Genomic DNA, 19,352 nt, shown 5'->3' on the forward strand with positions numbered 1-19,352 from the left:
TGTATCCGGCAGTCAGAAGTCGTAGCTCACGCCAGCTATCGGCGCCTTCCCCTCGTCGGTCGCGGGGTCGTGCGCGTCGATGGTCGCGACGAGGACGTCGAGGAACGCCTCTGGTCCCCATCGGGCGGTGTTGTACGCGGCGTCGTAGATCGACAGGTCGTCGATGTCGATGTCGTAGTATTCGCGGTACCGCTTCTTTTCGGAGGCTTCGCGGCGCTCCGTCTCCACCTTCGCGCGGTCGACGGACTTCTCTTCGCGGTCGGCGATGCGCTCGGCGCGGATCGAGACAGGGGCGTCGAACCAGAACCGGAAGTCGGCGCGGTCCGCGGAGAGCCACCCGGCCAGCCGCGACTCCAACACGAGGTCGTCGCGGGTCGTGGCGATCTCGTGGAGCCGCTGGTCCAGGTCCCGGTCGATCTGGGGGTCTTCCTCCGCGAACTCGTTGAACTCGACGGGCGACATGTCGCGTTCGGCCGCCATCTCACGGAAGATGTCGCCGCCGGAGACGTGATCGAGACCGAGCCGATCGGCGAGCCCCGCGGCGTTCGTGCTCTTCCCGCTTCCCGGCGGGCCGGAGACGGTGATCAACATATCACTACTGCGCGGGTGTCGTTCAAAACGGTTGTCGTTCGGCGCGCAGGAGTGAGAATGAGCGTCAGCGAGACGCCATCGCGGGGGCGCGTCCTACTGGTCGGGCGTCGCCGCGGTCATCGACCAGACCGCGACCGCGCCGAGGAGAACCGCCGGGATAAGCGGTAAAGCGAGATACGTCGCGAAAAACGAGAACCCGAGCGCTCCCGCCGCATACGGGTACACGTAGATAATCCCGGGGATGACGAGGATACAGGTGAAAAGCACCGCCGTCAGCGCCCACCCCTTCCGTCCGAAGCTGTCGACTTCGGGTTCGGAGTTCGACGCGGCCGGATCGGCGCCGTCGCTCCCGCCGCCGTCGCCCGGCACGTGGACGTAGCCGCCCTCCGCGCTCTCTCCCGCGTCGCCGCTGGCTTCAGAACTCACTATCTGGCTTTACGACCACTTTGCCAAAGCCCTCACGGTTCTCGATCATCTCGTGAGCGCGCGCGGCCTCGCTCATCGGGAGCGTGTCGCGGATGTGCGGTTCGAAGGTGCCGTCCCAGACGAGGTCCAGCACGTCGTCGACCTCGCCGGGGGTCGCCATCGTCGAGCCGATCACGGACAGCTGGTTCCAGAAGATGCGGTTGAGTCCGGCGTCGGGATTGGGGCCAGTCGTCGCGCCGCAGGTAACGAGCCGACCGCCCTTCGCCATCGACTTCAGCGAATTGGGGTAGGTCGCCTCGCCGACGTGGTCGACGACGACGTCGACGCCGCGTCGTCCGGTCAGCTCGGCGATCTCGTCGGCGAAGTCGTTCGTCTCGTAGTCGATGACGTGGTCGGCGCCGCATTCCTCGGCGTGCGAGAGCTTCTCCTCGGTGGAGGCGGTCGCGAACACCTCACAGCCCGCGTGGTCGGCGATCTGCACCGCGGCGTGGCCGACGCCGCCGGAGGCGCCCAAGACGAGCACCTTCTCGCCGGCTTCGATGTCGGCGCGGGTCTGGAGCATCCGCCAGGCGGTCTGAAAGACGAGGGAAGCGGAGCCCGCAACCTCCCAGTCGACGCCCGAAGGGACCGGCACGAGGTTCTCCGCGGGCACGGCCGCGCGCTCGGCGTGGACGCCGCGGACGTGCTCGCCGATGATGTGGAACGAGGGGCAGAGGGACTCCTCGCCGTGGCGACAGAACTCGCACTCGCCACAGGAGACGCCGGCGCTCACGGCGACGCGGTCACCCGGCTCGAAGCGGGTCACGCCCTCACCGATCGCCTCGACGACGCCGGCCGCGTCGCTGCCGGGGATGTGGGGCATCTCGAGATCGATCCCGGGCATGCCACGCCGCGTCCAGATGTCGAGGTGGTTCAGCGACCCCGCCTTGACGTCGACGAGGACCTCGCCGCGGTCTGGCTCGGGGTCCGAGAACTCGCCGTACTCGATCACGTCGCGGTCGCCGTGGGCGTCGAACTGAACGGCCTTCATACCCGAATCCATCCGTGGCACCCACTAAACAGTACGCCAAACGGAACGCAGTCCGGGGTTTCCGCGCTCGCGTCCGGCAGAAACTCATCACCCAATTGACATTCTCTCCGCCCTGAAGGGCGAAGATTCTCACGGCACCGCACCGCTGGGTTGGGATGTTGAAGGTTTATAGACGCCTCGATGACGGCTACTGGCTGTGCCAACCAGCCGTTACTCCTATCCCGGTATGGGATTTGGAGGTACTTCTGACTGCCTACCCCTATTTCGACACGGAAGAGGGTGTCTTCCGCTTGAAATGAGGGAATCCCGATATTGTCCGATTAGTGGGGCGGGTAGACCGCCTCGGTTAACTTTAAATATGTCTCAGGTTACTTAAAATATCCTTTCGGCACGTCGAACGTGGTTCGTGGAGGGTTTGTCGGATTCATCTCCGCCGTGAACGGCGAGGCTTTCTCCTCAATTCTCCGCAAACAACTCATTTCCCACGTTAACCTCTCACACCCGTGCGATCCGGGCGCATCCGCCCCGGGCCTTTCGTGATGTTTAAGTACCGAAAGGGGGACCATACGGATGCACGAACTGCAGGGGCGCCGGGTCCCGAGTCCACGAGGGCGATGATACGACGCGAGTTGCGGTAGCCAAGCCTGGCCCAAGGCGCAGGGTTGCTAACTCTGTGGCGTCACTGCCTCCGGGGTTCGAATCCCCGCCGCAACGCTCGAACGGACCGAGTACCGCCGGATTCGCGCCGGTAGGACTCACCACAACCAACACATGAGCACGGAAGAATCACAGGACGACTCACCGGAGGAGGAGGAAGAAGACCTCCAGTACTTCGTCCGGATCGGGGGCGCTGACCTCGACGGGACGAAGACGGTCGAGCGAAGCCTGTCCGAACTCGACGGCATCGGCACGCGCACGGCGCGGCTGGTCGCCGAGAAGGCCGACGTGGACAAGAACGCCACGTTCGGGCTCCTCGACGAGGGTGACATCGACGCGGTGATCGACATCGCCGAGAACCTCGAAGACCACGTCCCGTCGTGGATGACGAACAGACAGAACGACTTCTACTCCGGAGAGACGACGCACCTCGTCGGCACCGACGTCAACGAGAAGCGCCGCCACGACATCAACCGGATGAAGATCATCGAATCGTACAAGGGCGTTCGCCACAAGCGCGGCCAGAAGGTACGCGGCCAGCGCACGAAGTCCACGGGTCGCTCGGAGGGGACCATCGGGGTCAACGTCGAGGAGATCCGCGAGGAGATGGCGGAAGAAGAAGCAGCGGGTGACGACGAATGAGCACCGGCAAAAACACCAAGGGCTACGAGACACCGAACCACCCGTACCAGGGCGAGCGCATCGCCGAGGAGTCCGATCTTCTCTCACGGTACGGCCTGAAGAACAAAGAGGAGTTCTGGCGCGCCCAGTCCGAGCTGCGCAGCATGCGACGCGAGGCGCGTCGCCTGCTCGGCGAGGCTCAAGGTGACGCCGACGTCGCTCAGGAGGCCGGCTCGGAGTTCGTCGCGCGACTCCGCCGGATCGGTATCCTCGGCGACAACGACGACATCTCCGCGGTCCTCTCGCTGGACGTGACCGACCTGCTCGAGCGCCGCCTCCAGACGGTCGCCTACCGGCAGGGATTCGCGTCCTCGACTCAGCAGGCCCGACAGTTCATCGTTCACGGTCACATCACCGTCGACGGCGCACGCGTTACGCGCCCCTCGGTGAAAGTCGACGTGAGCGACGAAGGCGCCATCGCCTTCGACGAGAACAGCCCGCTCGCGGACGATCTCCACCCCGAGCGCGCGGAGTCACAGGAGTAACAATCATGAGTGAATCTGAGGACGGAAAGTGGGGCATCGCCCACGTGTACGCGTCGTTCAACAACACGCTCATCACGGTCACCGACGAGACGGGCGCCGAGACGATCGCCAAGTCGTCCGGCGGCACCGTGGTGAAGCAGAACCGCGACGAGGCGTCGCCGTACGCCGCCATGCAGATGGCGGAGGTCGTCGCCGAGCGCGTCAAGGACGCCGGCCTGGAGGGCGTGCACGTTCGCGTGCGCGGCCCCGGCGGCAACCTCAACAAGTCCACCGGTCCCGGTGCGCAGGCGACGATTCGCGCGCTTTCGCGTGCGGGCGTCGAGATCGGCCGGATCGAGGACGTCACGCCCATCCCGCACGACGGGACGAAGGCGCCCAAGAACAAGCGAGTCTGACATGACGGAAGACGACTTCGACGTCCAGTACGTCGAACGGGACGAACGCAGCGCGCGAGTGCTTATCCGCGGGCTTACGCCGGCGTTCGCCAACGGTATCCGCCGCGCGATGATCGCCGACGTCCCGACGTTCTCGATCGACACCGTTCGGTTCGTCGAGAACTCCTCCGTCATGTTCGACGAGATGATCGGGCTTCGACTGGGGCTTATCCCCCTGAAGACGCCGCTCGACGACTTCGAGATCGGCGACGAGGTCACCCTCGCGCTCGACGTCGAAGGCCCGGCGACGGCGTACTCCGGCGACATCGAGTGCGCGGATCCGCTCGTTGAGGTCGCCGACGATAACATTCCGATCATCGAACTGAAGGAGGGACAGCGGCTGGAGTTCGAGGCCGACGCGGTGCTCGACACCGGCAAGGAGCACGCCAAACACCAAGGCGGCGTCTCCGTCGGCTACCGCCACCTCCAGCGCGTCTCTGTCGAGGGCGACCTCGGCGAGTTTGACGACGACGAGCCACGGATCCTCCGCGGGGTCATCGAGACGCCCGACGGGGAGATCGAACTCACGAACGAGTTCGATAACGACCTCTCGGAACGGTTCCCCGGGAAGGAAGTCAGCGTCGAGGATGTCCCCGGCGCGTTCGTGTTCCACATCGAGACGGACGGCTCGTTCGACGTCGAGGAACTACTGCTCCGCGCGATAGACTCCATCGAGGAGCGCGCGGACGAACTACAGACGAAAGTCGCAGTCTAACGTAATGACGGACCTTCAAACCGCATCTACGGCGCTCGCCCCTGTACGGAGCCGCGGCGCCGAACTTCGATCCGACGCGGGGACCGAAAGTGGTTTGAAGGGAGCCGGATTACGCAGGAGTGCACGCAGGGATAGCCAAGTCAGGCCAACGGCGCAGCGTTCAGGGCGCTGTCCTGTAGAGGTCCGCAGGTTCAAATCCTGCTCCCTGCACTCCGTTTTCACTAACTCTCCGACACAGGAGAGACAGCTATGAGTAGCAAGACGAATCCGAAACTACAGAACCTCATCGCCGATCTGAAGTCGGTCTCGCGCGATTCCGGTGCCAACGTATGGCTGGATATCGCCGATCGACTGGAGAAGCCACGGCGCACACACGCTGAGGTCAACCTTGGCCGTATCGAACGATACGCTCAGGAAGACGAGACGGTCGTCGTCCCCGGCAAGGTGCTGGGCAGCGGTGTGCTCGAAAAGAACGTCACCGTCGCCGCCGTCGACTTCTCGGGCACCGCCCGCACGAAGATCGATCAGGCCGGCGAAGCGGTGTCGCTTGAACAGTTCATCGAACAAAGTCCCGAAGGGAGCAACGTCCGGGTGATCCGATGAGTCTCGCGAAGATCGACGCGGACGTCGTCGTCGACGCCCGTGACTGCATCCTCGGTCGCGTCTCGTCGAAGGTCGCTCAGCGCGTCCTCGACGGCGAAACGGTCGCCGTCGTCAACGCCGAGCGCGCGGTCATCACCGGTAACGAAGAGGCGACGATGGAGACGTACCATACCCGCGCGGAGCTCGGCTCCGACAGCGGGCCGTACTACCCCAAGCGCCCCGACCGGATCTTCAAGCGTGCCATCCGCGGCATGCTGCCGTACAAGACGGAGGACGGTCGCGAGGCGTTCTCGAACGTACGCGTGTACGTCGGGAACCCCTACGAGCGCGACGAGGACCTCGAGAGCGTTGTTCTCGACGGCACCTCACTCGACCGCCTCTCGAACATCAAATTCACGACGCTCGGGGACATCTCCGAGTCTCTGGGAGCCAACGTCACATGGTAACTAACACCTCAGGCAAGAAGAAGACGGCCGTCGCCCGCGCCACCGTGCGAGAGGGCGAAGGCCGCGTTCGTATCAACTCCCAGCCAGTCGAGCTGGTCGAACCGGAGCAGGCCCGGCTCAAGATGCTGGAGCCGTTCCGTATCGCGGGCGAGGAGCTCCGCGACGGCGTCGACATCGAAGTCAACGTCGAGGGCGGCGGCTTCAGCGGCCAGGCCGACGCGACGCGGACCGCCATCGCGCGCGGTCTCGTCCAGCACCTCGGCGACGCCGAGCTGCGCGACGCGTACATGAACTTCGACCGCACGCTGCTGGTCAACGACGTGCGCCAGTCCGAACCCAAGAAGTGGGGCGGACCCGGTGCGCGTGCCCGCTACCAGAAGTCCTACCGCTGAGGTGATCCAGTTATGATGATCCCCGTCCGGTGTTTCACGTGCGGCAACGTCGTGGGTGAACACTGGGAAGAGTTCAAAGAGCGCGCTCGCGAGGGCGACGAGGACCCCGGCGAGGTCCTCGACGAGCTCGGCGTCGACCGGCACTGCTGCCGCCGGATGATGGTCAGCCATCGCGACCTCGTCGACGTCGTCTCGCCGTACCAGTAAACCATGTCAGGACAGCGATACAATCGATACGAGAAGGCACGAATCCTCGGCGCGCGAGCGCTGCAGGTGTCCTACGGGGCGCCCGTGCTGATCGAGACGGACCAGACGGAGCCCATCCTCGTCGCCGCCGAGGAGTACGACGCGGGCGCGCTCCCCTTTACCGTTCGGAGGGAATCCAACTAATGACCCGAATTACCGGTATCTCGCTTCGGCGCATACTCGACTCGCGTGGGAACCCGACCGTCGAGGCCGACGTGCTCACCGAGTCCGGCGGCTTCGGCCGCGGGGCGGCGCCCAGCGGGGCGTCTACGGGTGAGTACGAGGCGATCGAACTCCCCGCCAACGAGTCCATCGCGGCGGCCCGCGAACACGCGGTCCCCCGCCTCGAAGGGCTGTACGCGGGCGACCAGCGTGCCGTCGACAACGCGCTTCGCGCGGCCGACGGGACGGACGACTTCTCCGCGATCGGCGCCAACAGCGCGGTCGCGATCTCCATGGCGGCCGCGAAGGCCGCCGCCGACGTGCTCGGTGCGCCGCTGTACCAGCATCTCGGCGGCGCGTTCCGCGGCGAGAACTTCCCGATCCCGCTCGGCAACGTCGTCGGCGGCGGGGAGCACGCCAAGGAAGCGACCCACATCCAGGAGTTCCTCGCCGCGCCGGTCGGCGCGCCGAGCGTCTCGGAGGCCGTCTTCGCGAACGCCGCGGTCCACGCGGCGGTCGCGGACGTGCTCGACGAGCGCGGCGTCCCGGCCGCGAAGGGCGACGAGGGCGCGTGGGCGCCACCGATCTCGGACGCGGAGGCCTTCGAAGTCGTTGACGAAGCGGTCGACCGCGTCGAAGACGACGTGGGCTTCGAGATCCGCTTCGGGCTCGATATGGCCGCCGCAGAGCTGTACGACGACGGCGAGGAAGCGTACGTGTACGGCGACGAGACCAAGTCGACCGGCGAGCAGATCGACTACGTCGCCGACCTCGTCGAGGAGTACGACCTCGCGTACGTCGAGGACCCGCTCGACGAGAACGACTACGAGGCGTTCGCGGAGCTGACCGACCGGGTCGGCGACCGGACGCTGATCTGCGGCGACGACCTGTTCGTCACCAACGTCGAGCGGCTCCACGAGGGGATCGACGTTGGCGCGGCCAACAGTATCCTGATCAAGCCGAACCAGATCGGGACGCTGTCGGACGCGTTCGACGCGGTCGAACTCGCCGCTCGCAACGGGTACGAGACGGTTATCTCCCACCGTTCGGGCGAAACCGAAGACACCACCATCGCACACCTCGCCGTGGCGACCGACGCCGGATATATCAAGACCGGCACGGTCGGCGGCGAGCGCACTGCCAAGCTGAACGAACTGGTCCGCATCGCGGACGACGCGGTATGACGGGCCGACACCACGCATGAGCGAAGACAACGACGCGGTCGAACTCGACGACGACGCGGAGACCGAGGCGGTCGACGCGGCGGTCGAGGAGGAGGCCGACATGACCGAGGAACCGACCGCCGACGCGGCTGCCGAAGGGGCGTCCGCTGACGCCGAACCCGAAGCACCCGCCGACGCCGAGAGTGCGACCGCCGACGCGGCCGCGGAGGAAACGCCGGACGACGCCGCTGACGAGGAGGAGGACGCCTCCCCGTTCGACGACGACGTCATGCCCGACGACGACGTCGACCTGCTGATCCCGGTCGAGGACTACCTCTCTGCCGGTGTCCACATCGGGACCCAGCAGAAGACGAAGGACATGGAGCGGTTCATCCACCGCGTCCGCGACGACGGCCTGTACGTGCTCGACGTGAGCACGACGGACCAGCGGATCCGCACCGCTGCGGACTTCCTCAAGAACTACAACCCCGAGCAGATACTCGTCACGTCCTCGCGGCAGTACGGCCGGTTCCCGGCCGAGAAGTTCGCGGACGCCATCGGCGCCCGCGCCCGCACCGGTCGGTTCATCCCCGGCACGCTGACGAACCCCGACTACGCCGGCTACATCGAGCCGGACGTCGTCGTGGTCACCGACCCGATCGGCGACGCGCAGGCCGTCAAGGAGGCCATCACCGTCGGCATTCCGGTCATCGCGATGTGCGACTCCAACAACCAGCTGTCGAACGTTGACCTGGTCATCCCGACGAACAACAAGGGTCGACGCGCGCTGTCGGTCGTCTACTGGCTGCTCGCCAACGAGACGCTCGACCGTCGCGGCGCCGACACCGTCTTCGCCCTCGACGACTTCGAGGACGAACTGTAAGTCGGGTTTCGACGTCGAGTTCGACTTTTCTGTGAGATGGTACGCAGGTAGCTCCGGAGTTTTCCGTCGGCCAGCCTCACCCGGGCGATCAGGGTTCACTCTCTACCACATGATCCTGCGGCTGGTGTCTGCTGGACAACTCATGGAGGTAGACGCCGGACTGTGCCGACCAGCCGGTACTCCCACCTCCAGCCAAACGAGCCGAAGACTCGGAGTTACGTCGCTCGACCGATTCCGCTCACCGTCGCCGGCTCGCGACTCGCTCCTCGGCCGTCTCTGCACTGACGACCTCGTAGAGGGTCGCCCGCCCGGCGTCCTCCTTGGGGCGGAGCACTCGCCCGAGCCGCTGGGTGAACTCCCGCTCGCTGCCCGAGCCGGAGAGCACGACCGCGACGTTCGCGTCGGGCACGTCGACGCCCTCGTCGAGGACGTTGGCGGCGACGACTCGGCCGTACGTCCCCTCGCGGAAGCGCGCTAAGATCTCGCGGCGCTCTTTGGCTCCCGTCTCGGCTGTGATCGCGGGCAACAGGAACCGCTCGGAGAGCCGGTAGACGAGGTCGGTGTGGGCGGTGAAGACGATCACCCGGTCGTCGCGGTGGCGATCGAGGATCGACTGGAGCTGATCGACTTTCCGCCTCGCGTTCATCATGATCTCGCGGGCGTCCTGTTTTGCGAGGAGCGCCTCCCTCGCGGCCGGATCGTTGCCGGAGCGCTTGACGAGCTCCTGATAATCGCTCCCGCTCGTGAACGTGATTCCCGCGTCACGGACGTACTCGACGAACGTACCCTGTTTCTCGTCGTAGCGCTCGCGCTCGTCGGGCGTCAGCTCCACCTCGATCCGGCGGATGTCGTAGGGCGCGAGGTGGTCGCCCGCGAGGTCGTCCACGTCGAGGGCGTAGACGCGGTCACCGATCAGCTCCGCGACCGTCTCGTGGGCGCCGTCGGGGCGCTCGAAGGTGGCCGTGAGTCCGAGCCGGGCGGGCGCCGCGAGCAGCCGCGCCACGTCCCGGTAGCCCTCGCCGCCGAGGTGGTGAACCTCGTCGAAGACGGCGAACTCGAAGGCGTCGCCGATCCCTTCGGCTTTCAGATACGCTGAGTCGTACGTCGACACTGTGATCGCCTCTTGGCGCTGCTCGCCGCCCCCGAACCGTCCGATCGGGACGTCGAACTCCGCTTCGAGCTCCCGCTGCCACTGATCGAGGAGGTCGACGGTGGGGACCACGATCAGCGTCGGGACGCCCAGTTCGACTATGGCGCGGATCGCGATCACCGTTTTTCCGGCCCCGGTCGGGAGTTCGAGGACGCCACGGTCGCCGGCGTCGTGCCACGCGTCGAGCGCGTCGCGTTGGTACTCCCGGAGGTCGTAATCGGTTGAGAGGCCGGTGTCGAGTCCGGCTACCTCCCCCGCGCGGTCGCTCGCGTCCAGCACGCGGTCCTCGACGCTCACGCCGGCGACCTCCAATGCCCGGCGGATCGCGGCGTACCGGTAGGCCGGTGCGCGTCCGGTCTCCGACCGCGGATCGCTCTCGACGCCGGGGAGCGGCGGGAGAGACTCTAGCGCGTCGTCGTCGGTGGCACCCGCTCCCTCGCCGGCGGCGTCGGCGGCGACCCGGATCGTTCCGTCCTCGTAGGTCAACCGGACGGTCATCGACGGACGTTGCCGCCCGATTTATAAATGGCCACCGCCTCCCACCGGCGTATACACAGACAAACATCGACCCGAGGTCGGTGCTGGTGCCGACGACCCCAAGTGTCCCGTCTCGGACCCGATACTCATGGGTCTCATCGGCTGATCGATCACCGTCGCCGTCGGCCTGCTCTTCGGCGGAATGGCCATCTTCATCGCCGCCGCGGTCGTCACCAAGAGGCGCTCCTACGGACGCGCCGCGTTCACGGCGCTGGTCGACGTCACCGACGTGGTCGGAGTGCCCTTCGTTCGGTCGACCGGGGGATCTGATCGGTCTCGTGTCGGGTGAATCGTCGGCTGCTGACGCCGTTGTACGAGAGGGTGAGCGTGGTGTTCAGGATCAGTACAGCACCGGCGAGAGCGCGTCAGGGAAATATTTAATCGTCGCCTCTGTCGAAGGGAGTAGTATGGCTCGAACCCACGTCAGTGGAGGCCGTTGAGCGTGCCGGGAGTTGTCTTCTGGGCGCTCGTTGTGCTGGCGACCCTCACCAGCCTCGCCACGGCGTGGGCGCTCGGTGCGAACAGCAACTCGCCGCCGTTCGCTCCGGCGATCGGTGCCAACGCCATCTCGACGATGCGGGCGGCCTTCCTCATCGGTATCCTCGCTGCGCTCGGCGCGCTCACCCAAGGCGGTGCGATCTCCGAGACCGTCGGGGCGGGCCTTATCAACGGCGTCCAGATTACGTCGCTGGCGGCGACGGCGGGGCTGCTGACCGCGACCGGGTTCATGGCCTTCGGCGTCTACAGCGGCTACCCGGTCCCGGCGGCGTTCGCGACGACGGGCGCGATGGTCGGCGTCGGGCTCTCGCTCGGCGGCGACCCCGCTATCGACACCTACCGCCGCATCGCGCTCTTCTGGGCGCTGGTCCCTCCCGTTTCGGGCGGGCTCGCCTATCTCACCGCCACGATCCTCCGGCGCGACGACATTCCGGAGACGGTCGGCGTCCCATTGCTCGCGGCGGTCGTCGGCGGCATCATCGCCAACGTTCAACTGGGCGTCATTCCCTCGCCGCCCGACGCGAGTCAGAGTTCCGTCGCGGCGTTCATCGCGCGACAGGTCGAGTCGCCGACGGTCGCCGGCGTCGATCCCGTGATAGTGCTCGTCACGCTGGCGGCCGCCGCGGCGTGGTTCGTCCTCATTCGCCGGCGGACGCAGGCGTCGGTCGAGGGCGGCATCCGGACGTTCCTCATCGTCTTGGGGAGCGTCGTCGCCTTCTCCAGCGGGGGTAGTCAGGTCGGACTGGCGACCGGTCCGCTCGAGAACCTCTACGGGGCCGAACTCGGGCTGCCGAGCATCTACTTGCTTGCGCTCGGCGCGACCGGTATTCTCGCGGGCGCGTGGATGGGGGCGCCGAAACTGCTCCAAGCGACCTCCCGCGAGTACGCGCAGTTGGGGGTCAGGCGCTCTATCGCCGCGCTGGTCCCCGGGTTCATCATCGCACAGCTGGCGATCGCGCTCGGGATTCCGATCTCCTTTAACAACATCATCATCTCCGGCGTCATCGGCGGTGGGCTCGCCGGGGGCTCTGCGGGCGTGTCTCGTCGGAAAATCGGCGTCACACTCGCGTTTTGGATCATCACGCTCGTCTCCTCGATCGTGATCGGCTTCGGGCTCTACAAGGTCTTCGCGGCGGTGCTCGGCGGGTGAGGAGACGGTGCGCGCTGCGGTGAGCTCGCTTATCGGACGACAGTTACGGTTACGGGGGCCTTGCTGACGACGTTCGTCGCCACGGTTCCGAGCACCCGGCGAGCGATACTCCCCCGCTCATCCCCGTGGCCGCCCATGACGACGTGGTCGACGTCGTGGTCGTCGACGTACTCGAGAATGGTCTCGGCCGGGTCGCCGGTCTCGACCGCCGTCTCGACCTGTCGGTCGACCTCGGTAGCCCGTGTGCTCGCGCGTTCGACGATGCGGTCGGCCCGGTCACGGGCGGCCTCTCGGCGGTCGTCGCCGGCGTTGAGAACGCCTCCCTCGCTCATTTCCGCATCGATCGGTGTCACGACGTTTAAGACTGTCACCCGGCAATCGAAGCGTTCGAGCGCCTCTGCGAGTGCCTCGTCTGCCAGGGGCGATCCGTCGAGCGGGACGAGGACGTGCGATGGCGCCATACGTCGTCTTGAACCCGCACACACAAATCGGCGGTGGTTGTCCGATACACGGACGGCGACAGCGCGGTGCGCGATCGACGCTCGCCGAAAAATAGCCGCGCGGCGACGCTCGCCGTCTGTGTCTGTTCACTCCGAGACGGTCGTCTTCACGATACTCACCGGCGCGGTCGACTGCCGCGAGACGCGCTCAGTGACGGAGCCGAGCATCCGGCGGTAGTCCCCGGATCGGGTCTTCGATCCCATCACCGTCAAGTCGACGTTCTCGTCGTCGATGTAGGTGAGGATCGCCTCGTGAGGGACGCCGTACACCAGGTCGGTCACCACGTCGACACCGGCGTCTGCGGCGTGAGCGGCGACCTCGTCGAGCGCCTCGCGGCCGCGCTCCTCCAGCGTCTCGGAGGCGCCCTCCGAGCCGTCGACGAACTCGTCGCCGGAGTACGCGTTGATCACGTCGCTGTCGACGATATACAACACGTGGAGGGTCGCGCCGTAGCGCTCGGCGGCGTCGACGGCGTGGTCGATCGCGCGGTCGACGCCCTTGCTGCCGTCCGTGGGAAGCAGTATCTGATCGTACATACGTGCCGATTCGTCCTGTCTCCGAATAAATCGGTCGCTGGTTCCCGAACGGTTAACACGCTTCCAGCCCCGGACTCGCGCATGACCGACGCCGCGGACCGACTGTTCGTGAACGGGGAGATACACACGCTCGCGCCACCTGAGAAGGCTTACGAGGCTCCCGACGAGGCTCACGAGGCCGTCGCCGTGCGCGACGGCGCGGTCGTGCGCCTCGGCCCGACCCGCGAGGTGCGGTTCCTCGAAGGCGTCGACACCGACGTGATCGACCTCGACGGACGCGTGCTCCTCCCCGGCTTCATCGACGCGCACACTCACTTGACGATGGTCGGGCGCTCCCTCGTCCACGCCGACCTCTCGGTCGCCGATTCGCCCGACGAGGCGGTCGATCTGCTGGCGGCGCGGGCGGAGGAGATTCGGGATCAGAACGCGGACGCGTCGGACGACGACGAGTCCGACCCCGCGACCGACTGGGTGCTCGGCTACGGCTACGACGAGTCGACGTGGGACGAGGCCCGCTACCTGACCCGCGAGGACCTCGACCGCATCTCGACCGACCGTCCGGTCGCGGCGTTCCGAGAGGACATGCACGTCGCCGCGGTCAACGGGGCCGTCATCGACCGGTTCGCGGACGAGTTGGCGAGCGTCCCCGACGAGACGGTGCCGACCGACGACGCCGGCGAGGCGACGGGCGTCCTCCTAGAGAGCGCGATCGACCCGATCTACGAGGCGGTCGAACCGGGGCCGGCGGCGACTCGCGAGCTCGTCGCGACCGCGCTCGACGACTGCGCCGCGAAGGGGGTCACGGGCTTTCACGACATGGTGCGAAACTCGCACGCGCCGCGCGTCTACCGCGACCTCGACGCGGCCGGCGAGCTGACCGCGCGCGTCCGGATCAACTACTGGAGCGACCACTGCGACGCGCTCCGGGAGGTCGGCCTGTCCACAAACGCCGGGAGCGACACGGTCGAGACGGGCGCGATCAAGTCGTACACCGACGGGAGCTTCGGCGGGCGAACCGCGCGACTCTCCGAGCCGTACGCCGACGCGCCCGAGGAGACCGGCCAGTGGGTCGTCGATCCGGACGAGCTGGCGGGGACGGTCGCCGACGCGACCGCGGCCGGCTACCAGTTCACCGCTCACGCCATCGGCGACGAGGCGGTCGACGCCGTCCTCGACGCCTACGAAGAAGAGTCGCATACCGACCCCGCCGAGGCCCGTCACCGGATCGAACACGTCGAACTCGCCGACGACGCGGCGATCGAACGGCTCGCGGAGGCGGGCGTCGTCGCCAGCGTCCAGCCGAACTTCCTCAAGTGGGCGGGCGAAGACGGGCTCTACGAGGCGCGGCTCGGGCCGGAGCGCACCGCCGCGACGAACCGCTACCGCGACATGCTCGACGCGGGCGTGCACCTCGCCTTCGGCTCCGACGGGATGCCGATGGACCCCCTGCTCGGCGTCCACCACGCCGTCACCGCGCCGGCCCCCGCTCAGCGGCTCACGGTGACCGAGGCCCTGCGCGCGTACACCCGAGGCGCGGCGTACGCGGGCTTCGACGAGGACCGACTCGGCACGGTCGAACCCGGCAAGCGCGCGGACTTCGCCGTCCTCGAGTCGTCGCCGTGGGAGCGGTCGGACGCGATCCGCGATATCCGGGTGGCGATGACGGTCGTCGACGGCGAGGTCGTGTACGACGGGCGGTGAGAGCGACTCTCGACCGAGCCCCGACCCGAAACGTCGCAAGCACTGCCCGAAAAAGATATTTATTAATCATGTAGAACGCACATTTGGTATGGCCGAAATCGCCATCGAGTACGCCGCGGGCAGTCGCCTCCGGTCGGAAGCGGAGACGGCTCGACGCCTGATCGACTCCTACCTCGGGGACCGCTCCGACGTCGACGGGGTGACGCTCTCGCCCTCCAGCGACTCCGTCTTCTGTGTCAGCGTCGAGGGCGACCGCATCTGGTGTACCGATCCGCGCGAGTGGATCGACGCCATGGAGGCCGTCACCGCGGCGCGGCGACGTCTCTCGGAACTGTCCTAACGATCGATCAGTCGCCCCGGACCGCCGCGGCTCAGTCGCCTCGGACCGTCGCGTGCGACCGCACGAACTCCCGGAGGAGCTTGCCCGCCAGCGCCGCCGCCTGCCCGTCGTCGCGGTCGTTCACCTCGACGACATCGAATCCGTCGGCGGCGGGCGCAACCGCGCGGACGAGATCGCGGGCCTCCCGCGGATCGAGCCCGAACGGCTCCATCGTTCCGGTTCCCGGTGCGAACCCCGGATCGAGCCCGTCGATGTCGACCGAGCAGTACACCGACTCGCCCTTAAAAGTGTCCGCGTCGATGTCGTCGATCCACGCTCGGGCGTCCTCGGGTGCAACGACCGTCACGTCGTCGGCGGCGGCGCGGTCCCACTCCGCCTCGGAGCCACTGCGCGCGCCGACAATCACGGCGCGGTCGACGCCGAGGTCGTCGAGGGCGCGTCGGGTGACGCAGGCGTGGCTCAGCGGGTTGCCGTCGTAGGCGTCGCGCAGGTCGAGGTGGGCGTCGCAGACGACGAGGGTATCGGGGGCGACCGCCTCGACGCCGGCGTGCGTGACGGTGTGTTCGCCGCCGACGAGGAGGGGGACGGCGTCGTCGTAGGTGACGCTCCGCAGCTCGGCGGCGAGGTGGTCGAGATATTCCTCCACGTCGTCCCACGGACGCACGTCGCCGGCGTCACAGACGTTGAGCGCGGAGAAGTCGCTGTCCGTTCTGCGGTCGTAATCGTCGTACGTCTCGGCGAACCGCCGGATCCGGTCCGGTCCGAACCGGGTGCCCGGCTGAAAAGTGGTCGTGGCGTCGAGAGGAGCGCCGACGACCACGTACGAAGCAGCGTCGCGGTCCGTCGTCGCTCCCGGAAACATGCCTCGACTACCCGACGACTTTGCGCTGGCCCTCGTACTCGAGGTACTCGATGGTGTCGTCGGAGGTGAAGTCCTCGCCCTCGGGGATGCGCATGGTGAACGTCTCGTAGGTGTCCAGATCCATGACCTGCGCGTCGTTACCGGACACGGAGACGACCTGGCCCTGCTTCCGCTGGATGATCGGCACCCAGACCTTCGCGTCGACCGGCTGTGAGAGCGAGCGCTTCCTGTCGTCGAAGACGCCCTTGCCCTCGACGCGCGCTTTGGCGCTCCCGTGTTTCCCGGGTTTGGCTGTGCTGTAGTGGTTAATCTTGCAAGGGTTGCTATCCATCATCACGTAGCTGCCCTCCTGGAGTTCGCGAACCTGCTTCTGCTCTCGCGGCATGCCCGCTACTTCCGGAGGCGCGGGTATAAACGGTTTGGAACGCCGTCGCGGGGAGCTGGAATCGGCGGGTGAGGTTCGATCAGTCGGCGATTCTCTACGGATCCATCTCGTCGACGTACTCCTCTTGCTCGTCGTCGGCGGCGTCTCCGTCCGGGGGAACGAACCGCCCGGTGAGGAGATAGCTGGCGATGAAGAGGCCGATGAACCCGACGCCGACCGCGGCGGTCGTCCGGACGACAAACGGGAAGTCGATCCACCAGAGCGCGCGGTCGGCGACCAGCATGAACACGAACGCGACGAACAACGCCTTCTGCTCGTCGGTCGGATCGCGGACGAACCCGACCACGTCCTCCTTGATGTCGCCGAAGAACCCCATCAGACACCCCCCTCCGCGTCGATCTCGCTTGCGTTCTCACTCGCGCTCTTCCCCTCGATGACGCGGCTCACGCGGTCGAGCCCTTCCTTCAGTTCCTCGGTCGGGAGCCCGAACCCGATACGGAACCGGTCCGGAAAGCCGAATAAGGTACCGGGCGCGAGCACGACGCTCTCTTCCTCGACGACGGTCCGACAGAACGCTTCGGCGTCGTCGAACCCGTCGGGGACCGTCGCGAACCCGTTGACCCCGACCGGGTCGTACCAGTCGATTCCGTGCGCGTCGAGCCGGTCGGCGACGATCGCGCGGTTCGTCGCCGCCAGCTCGCGGTTCTCCTCCAAGATGCGCGGTTCGCGCCGGCCGAGCGCCTGCTTCGCGACGTGCTGGCCGAACAAGCTCGGCGAAATCGTGGTGTAATCCTTCCAGCGCCACGCGCGTTCGACGACCGCCTCCGGGCCGGCGATCCAGCCGAAGCGGAGCCCGGCGAGCCCGTACGCCTTCGTCAGGCTCGTCGTCGAAATGCCGTGGGACCCGAAGCTCGCGACCGGCGGCTGCGGCTCGTCGGCGAGTAGCCGGTACACCTCGTCACAGAGGAGGTACGCGTCGTGTTCGACGGCAACGTCGTAGGCCGCCCGCATCGCGGCCTCGTCGTGATACCGGCCGGTGGGGTTGTTCGGGTTGTTCACGACGATCACGGCGGTGTCGTCGCGGGCCGCGTCGGCGATCGCGTCCGGGTCGAGCGCCCATTCCGGGGGCTCCAGTTCGACGCGAGTCACCTCGCCGAAGGCGTCGGGCACCGCGTGAAGGGCCTGATACGTTGGCGTGACGACGACGGCGTGGGATCCGGAGCCGACCGTCGAGTCGGTGTCCGCCCCCTCGCCGCCCACGCCGCCCTCGTCGCCGAGCAGCGAGAGGAACGTGAGGAAATTCGCCTCCTGCGTCCCGCAGGTGAACAGGACCTCGTCGGCGCTCCGGCCGTAGCGGTCGCCGACCGACGCACGGAACTTGGGGTCGCCGTTCGTCGGGATGACGTAGTCGAGCCGGCCGGAATCGAGGTCGAACCGGCTCGCGTCCAGCGAGCGGATCCCGCTTTCGGCCAACATGATGTCGGCCTCGTGCTCGTACTCCGCGAACCAGCGTTCGAGGCCGAACGGGTCGATGCGCATACCGGAAATAAAGGCGGCGCGAGGTTAGGTGCTACGGTCTTTCGGGGGTCTCAGGAGAGAGGTGCGTCCACAGCGGGCGACTCGCCGGCGACCGTGTTCTCGGGGACACAGTCACCACAACGACTTTTGTGTATGGTTGTGTTTCGGTACCATGTTACTTAATCGGGGGAGGCTGCTGGGTGCGCTACTCGTCGCGCTGATCGCGCTCGCGGCGGTCGTGTTGGCGGAAGTGCTGCAGACCGTCGTCTTCGCGGTCACCGTCGCGTACGTCTTGTACCCGGTTCGCCAGCGGCTCGTCGGACGAGGACTCTCCGCTCGAATCTCGTGTATCGCCACCACCGTCATCGCCTTCGTCGCCGCCGTTGTGCTCGTGGTTCCGCTGCTTTACGTCCTGTATCGACGGCGAGCGGAGCTGATCGAGGTCCTCGGGCAGATCCCCGACGCGGTCCCGATCAGCGCGGGCGAGTTCGAGTTGGTTATCGAGTTGGCGCCGTACGTGGCGGCCGCCGAGGTGTGGGTTCGGCAGGTCGCGCTCTCGGTCGCGGCCGCAGCGCCGCGGCTCGTCTTGGAACTCGTCGTCTTCACCTTCCTCGTCTACGGGATCCTCTACCGGCCGGGTGCGGTCAGGACCGCCGTCTTCGGCGTGGTTCCGGCGGAGTACCACGACGTCCCGACGCGGCTCCACGAACAGACGCGGGAGACGCTGTACTCGATATACGTCCTGCAGGCCGCGACGGCGGCGGCGACGTTCGTGCTCGCGTTCGTGGTGTTTTGGGCGCTCGGCTACGGCTCCCCGATCCTGTTGGCCGTCATCGCGGCCGTGCTTCAGTTCGTTCCCGTCGTCGGCCCGAGCGTGCTCGTCGTCACGCTGGCCGCGGGAGACGTTCTCCTCGGGCAGGCGACGCGGGCGATCGCCGTGTTGGCGCTCGGCCTCGTCATCGTCTCTTTCGTCCCCGACGCGGTGATCCGGACCCAGCTCGCCGACTGGACCGGCAGGATCTCACCCGGACTGTACTTCGTCGGGTTCGTCGGCGGTATTCTCACCCTCGGCGCCGTCGGGCTCATCGTCGGGCCGCTCGTCGTATCGCTGCTGCTCGAGGTGATCGACATGCTCTCCGAGCGCGACGCGCCGCCAGAAGGGGTCGCGGGACCGGCCGATTCTACGCGCTGACCGTCGCAGTCGGCCTCATCCCTCGCTCCGACCGATCTACCGGCACGGCTTTCCCCGGGCCGACCGTT

General features: G+C 67.0%; 26 protein-coding genes and 2 tRNA genes. 18 read left to right on the plus strand and 10 right to left on the minus strand.

Translation table 11 applies throughout. The features are described from left to right. Positions 1-12 precede the first annotated feature (12 nt). The 3 genes from cmk to ACNS88_RS01695 all read right to left on the minus strand — a co-directional run bounded on the left by cmk (position 13) and on the right by ACNS88_RS01695 (position 2,047). Entirely contained in the window at positions 13-591 is a 579-nt protein-coding gene (cmk, locus tag ACNS88_RS01685; protein WP_435093292.1) for a (d)CMP kinase, read from the minus strand. A 93-nt stretch (positions 592-684) separates the two neighbouring features. Continuing rightward, entirely contained in the window at positions 685-1,017 is a 333-nt protein-coding gene (locus ACNS88_RS01690) for a DUF7977 family protein (RefSeq protein ID WP_435093294.1), read from the minus strand. Continuing rightward, positions 1,007-2,047, minus strand: coding sequence for a zinc-binding dehydrogenase (locus ACNS88_RS01695; RefSeq protein WP_435093296.1), 1,041 nt, complete (start codon positions 2,045-2,047; stop codon positions 1,007-1,009). The genes ACNS88_RS01690 and ACNS88_RS01695 overlap by 11 nt, the downstream gene beginning before the upstream one ends. Before the next feature lie 628 nt (positions 2,048-2,675). Here ACNS88_RS01695 and ACNS88_RS01700 point away from each other — a divergent pair. The 13 genes from ACNS88_RS01700 to rpsB all read left to right on the plus strand — a co-directional run bounded on the left by ACNS88_RS01700 (position 2,676) and on the right by rpsB (position 8,914). After that, positions 2,676-2,761, plus strand: a tRNA-Ser gene (locus tag ACNS88_RS01700). Between the two features lie 57 nt (positions 2,762-2,818). Next, positions 2,819-3,346 (plus strand): 30S ribosomal protein S13, encoded by a 528-nt coding sequence (locus ACNS88_RS01705; RefSeq protein WP_435093298.1) that lies wholly within the window; start codon positions 2,819-2,821, stop codon positions 3,344-3,346. After that, positions 3,343-3,870, plus strand: coding sequence for a 30S ribosomal protein S4 (locus ACNS88_RS01710; RefSeq protein ID WP_435093300.1), 528 nt, complete (start codon positions 3,343-3,345; stop codon positions 3,868-3,870). The genes ACNS88_RS01705 and ACNS88_RS01710 overlap by 4 nt, the downstream gene beginning before the upstream one ends. A gap of 5 nt (positions 3,871-3,875) precedes the next feature. Continuing rightward, positions 3,876-4,265, plus strand: a complete 390-nt coding sequence (locus tag ACNS88_RS01715; RefSeq protein ID WP_004046448.1) for a 30S ribosomal protein S11 — start codon at positions 3,876-3,878, stop codon at positions 4,263-4,265. 1 nt (position 4,266) lies between these two features. Then, the gene (locus ACNS88_RS01720) at positions 4,267-5,019 is read left to right on the plus strand and encodes a DNA-directed RNA polymerase subunit D (RefSeq protein ID WP_435093302.1); all 753 of its coding nucleotides are present in this window, start codon (positions 4,267-4,269) and stop codon (positions 5,017-5,019) included. A gap of 125 nt (positions 5,020-5,144) precedes the next feature. Continuing rightward, positions 5,145-5,229 (plus strand) — tRNA-Leu (locus ACNS88_RS01725). A gap of 39 nt (positions 5,230-5,268) precedes the next feature. Next, positions 5,269-5,622 carry a 50S ribosomal protein L18e gene (locus tag ACNS88_RS01730; RefSeq protein ID WP_435093305.1) on the plus strand — a complete coding sequence of 118 codons (354 nt, stop codon included), beginning with the start codon at positions 5,269-5,271 and terminating at the stop codon, positions 5,620-5,622. Next, positions 5,619-6,068: a 50S ribosomal protein L13 gene (locus ACNS88_RS01735; RefSeq protein WP_435093307.1), complete on the plus strand. Its 450-nt coding sequence runs from the start codon at positions 5,619-5,621 to the stop codon at positions 6,066-6,068. Before ACNS88_RS01730 ends, ACNS88_RS01735 begins: the two co-directional genes overlap by 4 nt. Continuing rightward, positions 6,062-6,460 (plus strand): 30S ribosomal protein S9, encoded by a 399-nt coding sequence (locus tag ACNS88_RS01740; RefSeq protein ID WP_050024943.1) that lies wholly within the window; start codon positions 6,062-6,064, stop codon positions 6,458-6,460. Before ACNS88_RS01735 ends, ACNS88_RS01740 begins: the two co-directional genes overlap by 7 nt. Positions 6,461-6,472: 12 nt before the next feature. Beyond that, positions 6,473-6,667: a DNA-directed RNA polymerase subunit N gene (locus ACNS88_RS01745; protein ID WP_128905788.1), complete on the plus strand. Its 195-nt coding sequence runs from the start codon at positions 6,473-6,475 to the stop codon at positions 6,665-6,667. A 3-nt stretch (positions 6,668-6,670) separates the two neighbouring features. Beyond that, positions 6,671-6,850 (plus strand): DNA-directed RNA polymerase subunit K, encoded by a 180-nt coding sequence (locus tag ACNS88_RS01750; RefSeq protein ID WP_008008427.1) that lies wholly within the window; start codon positions 6,671-6,673, stop codon positions 6,848-6,850. After that, the gene (eno, locus tag ACNS88_RS01755) at positions 6,850-8,052 is read left to right on the plus strand and encodes a phosphopyruvate hydratase (protein WP_435093312.1); all 1,203 of its coding nucleotides are present in this window, start codon (positions 6,850-6,852) and stop codon (positions 8,050-8,052) included. Before ACNS88_RS01750 ends, eno begins: the two co-directional genes overlap by 1 nt. Before the next feature lie 16 nt (positions 8,053-8,068). Continuing rightward, positions 8,069-8,914 (plus strand): 30S ribosomal protein S2, encoded by an 846-nt coding sequence (gene rpsB, locus ACNS88_RS01760; protein ID WP_435093314.1) that lies wholly within the window; start codon positions 8,069-8,071, stop codon positions 8,912-8,914. A gap of 238 nt (positions 8,915-9,152) precedes the next feature. On the opposite strand, the gene ACNS88_RS01765 is transcribed toward rpsB, so the two are convergent. Further along, complete coding sequence (locus tag ACNS88_RS01765; RefSeq protein ID WP_435093316.1) at positions 9,153-10,562, minus strand: DEAD/DEAH box helicase family protein; 1,410 nt, start codon at positions 10,560-10,562, stop codon at positions 9,153-9,155. Between the two features lie 181 nt (positions 10,563-10,743). Between ACNS88_RS01765 and ACNS88_RS01770 the strand changes: the two genes are divergently transcribed. Both ACNS88_RS01770 and ACNS88_RS01775 read left to right on the plus strand, forming a co-directional pair. Next, on the plus strand, positions 10,744-10,890 hold the full coding sequence (locus ACNS88_RS01770) for a hypothetical protein (RefSeq protein WP_435093318.1): 147 nt from the start codon (positions 10,744-10,746) through the stop codon (positions 10,888-10,890). Between the two features lie 153 nt (positions 10,891-11,043). Beyond that, positions 11,044-12,249, plus strand: a complete 1,206-nt coding sequence (locus ACNS88_RS01775; protein ID WP_435093320.1) for an inorganic phosphate transporter — start codon at positions 11,044-11,046, stop codon at positions 12,247-12,249. Positions 12,250-12,278: 29 nt separating this feature from the next. Here ACNS88_RS01775 and ACNS88_RS01780 read toward each other — a convergent pair whose 3' ends face one another. Both ACNS88_RS01780 and ACNS88_RS01785 read right to left on the minus strand, forming a co-directional pair. Beyond that, the gene (locus tag ACNS88_RS01780) at positions 12,279-12,710 is read right to left on the minus strand and encodes a universal stress protein (protein WP_435093322.1); all 432 of its coding nucleotides are present in this window, start codon (positions 12,708-12,710) and stop codon (positions 12,279-12,281) included. A gap of 126 nt (positions 12,711-12,836) precedes the next feature. Beyond that, a complete protein-coding gene (locus ACNS88_RS01785; RefSeq protein ID WP_435093324.1) occupies positions 12,837-13,286 on the minus strand; it encodes a universal stress protein in 450 nt (149 codons plus the stop codon). An 81-nt stretch (positions 13,287-13,367) separates the two neighbouring features. Between ACNS88_RS01785 and ACNS88_RS01790 the strand changes: the two genes are divergently transcribed. Together ACNS88_RS01790 and ACNS88_RS01795 are read left to right on the plus strand one after the other, a co-directional pair. Beyond that, positions 13,368-14,987 (plus strand): amidohydrolase, encoded by a 1,620-nt coding sequence (locus ACNS88_RS01790; protein ID WP_435093326.1) that lies wholly within the window; start codon positions 13,368-13,370, stop codon positions 14,985-14,987. An 88-nt stretch (positions 14,988-15,075) separates the two neighbouring features. Next, a complete protein-coding gene (locus ACNS88_RS01795; protein WP_435093328.1) occupies positions 15,076-15,327 on the plus strand; it encodes a SelT/SelW/SelH family protein in 252 nt (83 codons plus the stop codon). A 31-nt stretch (positions 15,328-15,358) separates the two neighbouring features. Here the strand turns inward: ACNS88_RS01795 and speB are convergent, their stop codons facing one another. The 4 genes from speB to ACNS88_RS01815 form a co-directional block, all read right to left on the minus strand. After that, complete coding sequence (gene speB / locus ACNS88_RS01800; protein ID WP_435093330.1) at positions 15,359-16,189, minus strand: agmatinase; 831 nt, start codon at positions 16,187-16,189, stop codon at positions 15,359-15,361. A gap of 7 nt (positions 16,190-16,196) precedes the next feature. Beyond that, the gene (locus ACNS88_RS01805; protein ID WP_435093333.1) at positions 16,197-16,574 is read right to left on the minus strand and encodes a translation initiation factor IF-5A; all 378 of its coding nucleotides are present in this window, start codon (positions 16,572-16,574) and stop codon (positions 16,197-16,199) included. A gap of 94 nt (positions 16,575-16,668) precedes the next feature. After that, a complete protein-coding gene (locus ACNS88_RS01810) occupies positions 16,669-16,950 on the minus strand; it encodes a hypothetical protein (protein WP_435093334.1) in 282 nt (93 codons plus the stop codon). Beyond that, positions 16,950-18,113, minus strand: coding sequence for an aminotransferase class I/II-fold pyridoxal phosphate-dependent enzyme (locus ACNS88_RS01815; protein ID WP_435093336.1), 1,164 nt, complete (start codon positions 18,111-18,113; stop codon positions 16,950-16,952). The genes ACNS88_RS01810 and ACNS88_RS01815 overlap by 1 nt, the downstream gene beginning before the upstream one ends. A gap of 151 nt (positions 18,114-18,264) precedes the next feature. Here ACNS88_RS01815 and ACNS88_RS01820 point away from each other — a divergent pair, with 151 nt between their 5' ends. Continuing rightward, complete coding sequence (locus ACNS88_RS01820) at positions 18,265-19,284, plus strand: AI-2E family transporter (RefSeq protein WP_435093338.1); 1,020 nt, start codon at positions 18,265-18,267, stop codon at positions 19,282-19,284. Positions 19,285-19,352: the final 68 nt, after the last annotated feature.

The sequence above is a fragment of the Halorubrum shenae genome (genome assembly GCF_051194165.1).
Lineage (GTDB): Archaea > Halobacteriota > Halobacteria > Halobacteriales > Haloferacaceae > Halorubrum.